Consider the following 9,362-nt stretch of genomic DNA (forward strand, 5'->3'; position numbering starts at 1 on the left):
CTTACGCCCCCTCGCCGCCGCCCTCCTTAAACTCACCGGGCTCCGGCTCCGCTAACCCCCTATCCCGGCGGCCCCCCCCCCCCCGCCTTCGCTCCCCTCCGTGCCCCCATCCCCACCTTCGTACGCGCCCTCGTCCTCCTACACGTACCCGCCACCGCCACCACAACTGTCCGTCCATCCCCCAGCCGCACCCAGCCCACCCGGCGACCACAGCCCCTTACGCCCCCTCGCCGTCGCCCTGCTGAACCTCACCGGGCTCGGCCTCGGCTACCTCCTCATCCGGCGGCCGCTCCCCGCCCTGCTCTGCGTCGGCGCGACCGCCGCGCTGCTTCTGCTGGCGCTGCCCGCCGATGTCGACGGCGTACCCGGCGGCGTACTCATCGGCTACGCAGCCCTCCTGCTCCTTGCCGCCGCCCACGGCGCGCACCGCGCCACCCGCGACCGGACGCGCTGGCCGCTGCGCGCCCCCCTCGCGGCCGCCCTCGGCGTCATCCTGCTCGCCGTGCCCTCCGGCGGCGCCCTCGCCTACGAGAGCGCGCGGGCCGAGGCGGTCGAGCAGATGCTCCTCGACCGCCTCGCCACCGCCGACCGCATCGTCGCGGGCCTCGACGCACAGCCCTTCGAGGGCATCGCCGAGACGAAGTACAAGAAGGCCCTCCGCATCTACCGCGACCTCGCCGACGACCACCCCGGGTCCCGGGCCGCCGACCGCCTGCCCGACAGTCTCACCGCCTACTACGAGTCCGTCGCCGCCCCTTACACCGCCAAGCGGTACTGCGAAGCCGTCCCCCCGCTCAAGCATCTGCGCACCCTCCCCGGCACCCTCGGCAAGGACCGCCTCGGCACCCTCGCCACCTGGCCCGACGACCGCCTCGCCACCGCCCTCTACGAGTGCGGCACCGAAGGGCTCGGCCGCCCGGCAGCGGACGCCCCGCTCACCGAACTGCTCCGCGCCTTCCCCACCTCGGCCCAGGCCAAGAAGGTCGAGCCGGCCCTGCGCGACGCCATCGACACCCGTACGTCCGCCTTCAAGGGCCCCGCCCCCTGCCCCGCCCTGGACGAACTGCGCGCCATCGGCGCCACCGCCGCCGCCCTGCCCGGCGACACGGTCGACGCCGAGGCCGTTCGCGGCGCCACCACCCGGGCCGTGGAGAGCGGCGTCTACGCCTGCGGCATGGACGAGTTCGAGGACGCCCACTTCGCGAAGGCCGCCGCGACCCTGAACGGCTTCGCCAAGACCTACCCGGCCAGCGAGAAGCGCGACCGCGCCAAGGACGTCGCCATCGCCGCCGAGATCGCCGAGGAACGCCCGAGCGCGGGCCGCCGCCTGCCCCCGTCCGGCTCCCCCGGCGGCGCCAAGGTCGATCTCGTCGTCGCCAACCTCGGCCCCGGCGAACTGGAAGTCCTCTACACCGGCCCCACCACCGGCAGCGTCACACTCAAGGACTGCGCCTCCTGCCGGGTCTTCGCCACCAAGTCCCAGGGCGACAAGGCCTGCCGGGCCGGCGTCACGAAGTACCCCAGGACCACCCTCAGGCTGCCCGCCGGCGAGTACCACTTCCTCTACAAGAGGGCCACCGTGCGCGATCGCGCCGAGGGCACGAGGCTGAGCCCCGCCTACCGCTACACCGACTGCTCCTTCGTCACCCGCTCGACGACCGGCCTCGGCCGCTCTTGAGTCCCCGTCAAAAGTGCTGGTCAGAAGTCCTGGTCAGAGGCACGCCGGGCCGTCATTGCCCGGCGTCGTACCGCGTGATACACAGAGTGACCAGACCTCAGTACGAGGAAACGCACGAAGTCAGCCAACGAATGGCGCCAAGGCGCCATCCGCGGGGCCGATTGTCGGCGAGAATGAGCTGTCCTCTGCACCGAGGCGGGCAGAGGTACCAGAACAACCCACTAGGGGCGGTGAGTTACACATGCTTATGGCAGCCGAAAAGGGCGACATCACCACCATCATCGGCGGGATCGCCCCCGACTGGGGTCCCTTCGGGAACCTGGGCAACGAGGCACGCGTCATGATCGAGGTCGTGATGGCGGTCGCCATTCTGCTGTGCCTGGGCATTGCGATCTGGGGCGCGGCGAAGCAACGCATCGGCGCGACGGCGCTGCGCGACACCTTCAGCGCGGAACAGGGCAAGGGCCTGATCATCGCGGGCCTGACCGGAGTCTTCATCATCGGTTCGCTCGGCACGCTGTTCACGATCGTCTACGGCATGGCGGTCTAGCGCCCTTCCCCAGGCCTCCGACCGCTCCCCCCTTGTCCCGTAGGTCCCTCCCCTGTCCCTCTCTCCCCCAGTCCCCCCTCTCCCTCCTGTCCCCTCTTCCCTGTCCCCTCCCCCACCCGTCCGTCGTGCCCACCGGCTGAGGTTGCAACTCCCTGATGTCGAGTCACCACACCGCGCCCGCGCGGGAACCAGCACGGCTACCGTCATACGTGTCCTACGTGCCCTACGTGTCGGTTCGGCGAGAGGTTGAGGGGGCGGTCGCGGCATGAGCCTCGACGACGAGCGGAACGACGGCCTCTTCGGCGGCTCGGGAGAGACCAGGACGCGGCTTCCCGAGGGGGAGGGCGGGGACGACGTCTACGGCGCGCGCAGATCCGCCCGGGGCGGGCGGACGTCCTCCCGCAGCCTGGTGACGGTGGTCGGCGTCGTGGTCCTGCTGATCGCGGCGATCGCCTTCGCCAACCGGGGTGGGGGTGAGTCCTCTGCGGGGGGCGGCGACGCCAAGACGCCTGACGCGGCGGCGACGGCCCCTTCGGGGGAGAAGCCGGTGAGCGGCAAGGCCGATGGGATCGCGACGGGCTTCGCCAAGACCGAGCAGGGTGCCCAGAGCGCGGCGGCGAACTTCGCCGTGCCGCTCGGCTCTGCCGACATGTTCGACAAGGGCAAGCGCGACGCCATCCTCCGAACCGTCATGGCGCCGCAGAGCGTGGCCAAGTTCCAGGCCGAACTCGACAAGGCGTACACCGCGCCGTTCTTCAAGAACGTAGGCCTGAACGACGACGGTTCGACGCCGAACGGCTATCAGTTCATCTCGCGCACATCCCCGATCGGCACGAAGGTCACCGACTTCTCGGACCGCAAGGCCACCGTCGAGGTCTGGTGCAGCGGCCTGCTCGGCCTGGCCGGCGAGAAGTCCACCAAGCCGGTCACCAACAGCTGGTTCACGCTCACGATGGAGCTGGCGTGGATCGACGGCGACTGGAAGGCCGTCACGCACTCCCAGAAGAACGGTCCCGCTCCAGTTCCGGGCGACGACCGTGCGTCCAACTCCGACGAGATCGCGAAGGCGGTCGAAGGGTACGGAGGGTTCACGTATGCCCGGTAGCCGCCGTGTACTCCGCCTCAGCGCCACCATCACGGCCGTGCAGACCGCGGCGGTCCTGTTCGCGACGCGCGCCTTCGCGGCGCCGGAGCCCAAGGACGACGACGCCTGCGATCTCATCCACGGCCCCGCCAAGAAATACTGCGAAAGAGGCCAATCCTCCGAAAACGGAGGCAGCTCCGGCGGTGAAGGCAAGTACCCCGCCGAAGCCCCCTTCGACGACAGCACCGACCCCCTCGGCTCCCTCGCCAAGGGCTGCGCCGAAGCCGCCTCCTGGACCGTCGACAAGCTGTCCGACGCCGTCAAGGAGACAGCCAGCGTCGACTTCACCAACCCCAAGTTCCTCCAGCAGTACGCCGTCGTCTTCGCGGCGTCCACCATCCTCACCCTCCTGCTGTGGCTGCTCGCCGTGGCGAAGCGGGCCGTGCGGGGCGTGCCGTTGACCACCGCGATCTCCGAGGCCATCGGGTTCCTGTGGCTCACCGTGCTCGCCTCCGCCTTCACGCCCCTGATCCTGTACACCGTCGTCTCGGCGACCGACGGCGTCTCGGACGTCATCGCGAAGGCGACGGGCGGTCAGACGGACCACTTCTTCGGGACGTTCGCGGGCGCCCTGAAGAGGGGCGAGGACATCGGCGGCGGCCCGATCATGCTGATCGTCGTCTCGCTCGTGTCGATCCTCGCCGCAGGCGTGCTCTGGCTGGAGCTGGTCATCCGGGCGGCGCTCCTCTACGTAGGAGCGCTCCTCGGCACGGTCGTCTACGCCGGCCTCGTCGACAAGAACCTGTGGTCGCACGTCCGCCGCTGGGCGGGCATCATGATCGCCGTCATCCTCGTCAAGCCGATCATCGTGATCGTGCTCGGCCTCGCCGGGGCGCTCTCCGCCGACGACGGACCCGACGCGTTCTCCGCCGTCGTCTCCGGACTCTCGATCATCCTGCTCGCCATCTTCGCGAGCGCCATGATCTACCGCTTCGTACCGGGCTTCGGCGACGAGATCGCCGGCTCCCGCGACAACCGCATGATGCGCGGCGCCGAGAACAAGGCCGCCGCCGTGATCAGCTCCCCCGCCTCCCTCGTCTCCCAGGGCATCAAGACCCACAGCGCCCGGGGCCACGGCGGCGGCGGTGGAGGCGGCGGGAGCAGCCAGCCCCGGCCCGCCAACCCCGCCAGCGGCGGCGTCGCCGCACACAGCGGCCGCACCTCCCCGGGCGGCTCGTCGAACGGCGGCGGATCTGTCCCCTCCGCCGCACCCGCGCCGCGCAGCAGCGCGACGAACACGCCGCACGCGGGCAACCGCGGCGGCTCCCGCAACAGCAGTACCAACCGCACGGGAGGTGAAGGGCGTTGACGACCCAGTCCCACGTGTCCCAACCGGTCGCGCCCCGCCGCACATATCTGATCGGCCGCGCGCGGCCGAACGCGATCGTCGGCAAGAATCGTGAGACCGGCGAGATCGCCCTCATCATCGTGGGGGCCTTCCTCGGCATGATGTGCGGGCTCCTCGTCCCCCTCCTCGCCCTGCGCATCGTGCTGCTCTCCGGCCTGCCGATGCTCGCCGTCGCGGCGGTGTACGTCCCGTACAAGGGCCGGACGTTCTACAAGTGGTTCGAGATCAACCGCAGCTACAAGCGCTCCCTCAAGCGCGGCACCGCCTACCGCTCCGCCGCCCCCGAGGCCGGGGTCAGGATCGACGGCCGCGAGGTCGAGGTCGGCCCGCCCCCCGGCATCGGCCGCATCAGCTGGCTCGCCGCGCCCTTCGGGCCGGACGAGATCGCCGTACTGCTGCACGCCGACCGGCGCACCGTCACGGCCGCCATCGAGATCGAGGGGCCGGGCGTCGGCCTGCGCGACTCCGAGGACCAGGAGGCGCTGGTCGACCGCTTCGGGACGCTCCTGAAGCACGTGGCCAACGGCGACGGCTTCGTCACCCGCCTCCAGATGCTCGCCCGTACGCTGCCCGCCGACCCGGACGCGCACGCCAAGGACGTCGCCCAGCGCGGCGACGACCGGGCGCTGCCGTGGCTCCAGCAGTCGTACGACCAGTTGCAGTCGATGGTGTCGACCAGCAGCGAGCAGCACCGCGCCTACCTCGTCGCCTGTATGCACTACTCCCGCGACCTGGCCGCCGAGGCCCAGGCGATGGCCCGCGCGGCGCGCCCGCACGGCGGCCGCAAGCTCGACAAGGACGCCGGTCTCGCCGTCGTCATGGCCCGCGAGCTGACCGACATCTGCTCGCGGCTCCAGGAGGCCGACATCCGCGTACGACAGCCGCTCGGCCAGGGCCGGCTCGCCTCGCTCGTGCACTCCATGTACGACCCGGACCACCCCATCGACCACATCCAGGCGATGACCAAGCGCAACGCCTGGCCCGCCGAGCTGGACGCCATGGAGCCCACCTACCTCCAGGCCAAGACCCGCGAGTCCTCCACCCGCGCCCCCTGGTGCCACGCCACGGCCTGGGTGAAGGAGTGGCCGATGACGCCCGTCGGCGTCAACTTCCTCGCCCCGCTGCTCGTCCACACCCCCGACGTGATCCGCACGGTCGCCGTCACCATGGACCTCGAACCCACCGAGGTCGCCATCGAGCGCATGCTGACCGAGAAGACGAACGACGAGGCGGAGGCCAGCCGCCAGGCCAAGATGAACCGCACGGTCGACCCCCGCGACATCGCCTCGCACTCCCGCCTCGACCAGCGCGGCGAGGACCTGGCGAGCGGCGCGGCGGGCGTCAACCTCGTCGGCTACATCACGGTGTCGTCCCGTTCCCCGGAGGCCCTCGCGCGCGACAAGCGCACCATCCGCGCCTCCGCCGGCAAGTCGTATCTGAAGCTGGAGTGGTGCGACCGCGAGCACCACAGGGCCTTCGTCAACACGCTGCCGTTCGCGACCGGCATCCGACGCTAGACGTATCGACGTAGAGGCAGGCTGTTGCGATGCGGGATCCGCTGACCGTCCTCACGGACGCCTTCACGTCCTTCCTCTTCGGGAAGGTCGAGACGACCAGGCTTCCGGTGCGTACGTCGACGGGGCAGGCCCAGGCGGTCTACCTCCCGACGGCCGCGCCCGGCCTCGGCGACTCGGGCGTGATCATCGGGCGCGAGGTGTACTCCGGCAAGGGTTACATCTACGACCCCTTCCAGTTGTACGGGCAGCAGCTGCCCGCGCCGCACTGGCTGGTGCTCGGCGAGTCCGGCAACGGCAAGTCGGCGCTGGAGAAGACGTACGTCCTGCGCCAGCTGCGCTTCAAGGACCGCCAGGTCGTCGTGCTCGACGCGCAGGGCGAGGACGGCGTCGGCGAGTGGAACCTCATCGCCCAGGAGCTGGGGATAACTCCCATCCGGCTCGACCCGACCGCCGCCCTCGACATGGGCATCCGCCTCAACCCGCTCGACCCCGCGATCACGACCACGGGCCAGCTCGCGCTCCTGAGGACGATCATCGAGGTCGCCATGGGGCACGGGCTCGACGAGCGCTCGGGCTTCGCGCTGAAGGTCGCGCACGCGTACGTGAACGAGACGATCGTGGAACGCCAGCCGGTCCTCACCGACATCGTCGAACAGCTGCGCCATCCCGAGCCGGAGTCGGCCGAGGCGATGAACGTGGCCATAGACGACGTACGCGCGTGGGGCCTGGACGTGGCGCTGGTCCTGGACCGGCTGGTCGACGGTGACCTGCGGGGCATGTTCGACGGCCCGACGACGGTGGGCATCGATCTCGACGCCCCGCTGATCGTCTTCGACCTCTCCCACATCGACCGCAACTCCATCGCCATGCCGATCCTGATGGCGATCGTCGGCGTCTGGCTGGAGCACACGTGGATCCGGCCCGACCGCAAGAAGCGCATCTTCCTGGTGGAGGAGGCGTGGCACATCATTAACTCACCGTTCGTGGCACAGCTGTTCCAGCGGCTGCTGAAGTTCGGGCGGCGGCTCGGTCTGTCGTTCGTGGCGGTGGTCCACCACCTGAGTGACGTGGTGGACGGGGCGGCGGCGAAAGAGGCGGCCGCGATCCTGAAGATGGCCTCCACACGGACGATCTACGCCCAGAAGGCCGACGAGGCGAGGGCCACGGGGCGGGTCCTCGGACTGCCGAGGTGGGCGGTGGAGATCATCCCCACCCTCACCCCCGGCATCGCGGTATGGGACGTCAACGGCAACGTCCAGGTGGTCAAGCACCTCATCACGGAGACGGAACGGCCGCTGGTCTTCACCGACCGCGCCATGACGGAGTCGTCCGCCGACTTCGCCGACGACGCGATGCGGGCGGCCGAGCTGGAGGCGGAGGCACGGGCGGCGTATATGGAGCAGCATGCGGGATGACTGGGAGCGGGGCGGCCCTTCGTACGGGCGTGAGCGGGGTGCGCGGAGCGCCGGCGCCGAGAGGGGCGTCCCGGACGGGCTGCTGCTGAGTTTCCTCGGCTTCCTGCTGGGCTCCACGGTCCTCGTCTGGACGTCCACGAAGCTCGCGGCGCGGTTCGCGCGAGGGGCGTGGCCGGACAAAGTGACGTTCGGGAACACGCCCGTGGCGGTACGCCACTTGATCGGCAGCCCGCAGGACCTGCCGGGCGCCTGGCCCGCGACACCTCCGGCGCAGCTGCCCGGATACGGCCTGTTCTGGGGCCTGTTCATCGGCCAGCTGATGGTGCTGATCGTGCTGATGGTCTTCGTGATGGGCACGGTGGTGCGGGGGCGGGCGGTGCGGAGGGCGCGGCGTGCCGAGGGCGGGTACAGCGCTCCCGGGGGCCAGGACCCGGGGCTGGCCCCGGCGCCGGTCCCGGTTCCGGCGCCCGAGAGCATCTCTCCTCCGGTCCCGCCGGGCGCTCCGAGCCCGGCCCTGGAGAGCATCTCCGTCCCGGCGGCGGAGAGCCCGCCGGGACCCGCCGCGCCACTCACACCACCCGCATCACCCGCATCACTTGCGTCACCGGCACCACTTCCCACCCCCACTCCCCGTACGCCCCTGATCCTCGGCACCCCCGCGATCAGAAGGCCGCACGCCGTCCAGGCCGTCCAGGACGCCGAGGGCGCCGCGCTGGTCCTGACCTCCGACCCCACCCTGTGGGAGGAGACGAAGGACGCCCGCGCCAAGCTGGGCCCGGTCCTCCTCTACGACCCCTCCCACCTCTGCGACACCCCGGCCCGCCTGCACTGGTCCCCCACCGCCGGCTGCCAGGACAAGGCGACGGCCGCCCAGCGCGCCGCCGCCCTCCTCGCCCCGGTAAGGCCGAGCGCCAAGCTGGACGCCGCCGTGGCCGACACGGCGGAGACCCTGATGCGCAGCTTCCTGCACGCCGCCGCGGTGGGCGACAGGCCGATGAAGCACGTCCACCGCTGGTCCCAGGGCACCCAGGTCCAGGAGGCCGTACGCATTCTCCGTACGCATCCCGGGGCGGCGCCCGGCGCCGCGGGCGAACTGGAGGCCACCCTCACGGCGTACCCCGAACGCCGTGACGTGGCCCAGGAGTTGACCGCGCGAGCCCTCTCGGCCCTCTTCACGGTCCACGTCCGCGAGTCCTGCACCCCAAACCGAACTGATGCGCTCACCCTGGATTCCTTTGTCCATGAAGGGGGCACGCTTTTTGTGGTGGGTGAGGCGATCGAGGATCCCAAGTCCCGCCAAGGCCCGGGTGCCATGCCGCTGCTCACGGCACTCGCCTCCAGCGTGGTCGAGCACGGCCGGCGCATGGCCGAACGGTCATCCTCCGGTCGGCTCGACCCACCAATGACGCTCGTCCTCGACGACGCCGCCGCGGTCGCCCCGCTGCCCCAGCTCCCGGAGCTGCTCGCCACCGGCGCCGACCGGGGCCTGCCCACCCTGGCTCTGCTCCGCTCCCGCGAACAGGGCCGCTCCCGCTGGCCGAACAGCGAACTGCCCGTCTGACAAATGGCCCTGTATGGGCCGCGAATGGGGCCTTGAAGAATGGGGCCGCAAACGCAGAAAACCCCCGCACCATAAGGTGCGGGGGTTTCCCATTCAAAATTAGTTCGGCGGCGTCCTACTCTCCCACAGGGTCCCCCCTGCAGTACCAT

The 9,362-nt window shown here is 70.8% G+C and carries 7 protein-coding genes; all 7 read left to right on the plus strand.

The features are described 5' to 3' along the window. The first annotated feature begins 100 nt into the window (after positions 1-100). The 7 genes from IG54_RS0136565 (at position 101) to IG54_RS0136595 (ending at position 9,213) form a co-directional block, all read left to right on the plus strand. Positions 101-1,678 (plus strand): hypothetical protein, encoded by a 1,578-nt coding sequence (locus IG54_RS0136565; protein ID WP_078594965.1) that lies wholly within the window; start codon positions 101-103, stop codon positions 1,676-1,678. Between the two features lie 241 nt (positions 1,679-1,919). After that, positions 1,920-2,228, plus strand: coding sequence for a hypothetical protein (locus IG54_RS0136570; protein WP_030795286.1), 309 nt, complete (start codon positions 1,920-1,922; stop codon positions 2,226-2,228). Positions 2,229-2,493: 265 nt separating this feature from the next. Continuing rightward, a complete protein-coding gene (locus IG54_RS0136575) occupies positions 2,494-3,333 on the plus strand; it encodes a hypothetical protein (protein ID WP_030795289.1) in 840 nt (279 codons plus the stop codon). Beyond that, positions 3,323-4,681, plus strand: coding sequence for a membrane protein (locus IG54_RS0136580; RefSeq protein WP_030795292.1), 1,359 nt, complete (start codon positions 3,323-3,325; stop codon positions 4,679-4,681). Before IG54_RS0136575 ends, IG54_RS0136580 begins: the two co-directional genes overlap by 11 nt. Further along, positions 4,678-6,237 (plus strand): SCO6880 family protein, encoded by a 1,560-nt coding sequence (locus IG54_RS0136585; protein ID WP_030795294.1) that lies wholly within the window; start codon positions 4,678-4,680, stop codon positions 6,235-6,237. The genes IG54_RS0136580 and IG54_RS0136585 overlap by 4 nt, the downstream gene beginning before the upstream one ends. A gap of 29 nt (positions 6,238-6,266) precedes the next feature. Next, on the plus strand, positions 6,267-7,652 hold the full coding sequence (locus tag IG54_RS0136590) for an ATP-binding protein (RefSeq protein WP_030795296.1): 1,386 nt from the start codon (positions 6,267-6,269) through the stop codon (positions 7,650-7,652). Beyond that, positions 7,642-9,213 carry a type IV secretory system conjugative DNA transfer family protein gene (locus IG54_RS0136595; RefSeq protein WP_030795301.1) on the plus strand — a complete coding sequence of 524 codons (1,572 nt, stop codon included), beginning with the start codon at positions 7,642-7,644 and terminating at the stop codon, positions 9,211-9,213. The genes IG54_RS0136590 and IG54_RS0136595 overlap by 11 nt, the downstream gene beginning before the upstream one ends. The last annotated feature ends 149 nt before the right edge of the window (positions 9,214-9,362 follow it).

This window comes from Streptomyces sp. NRRL S-920 (assembly GCF_000717945.1).
Classification (GTDB): Bacteria; Actinomycetota; Actinomycetes; order Streptomycetales; family Streptomycetaceae; genus Streptomyces; species Streptomyces alboniger.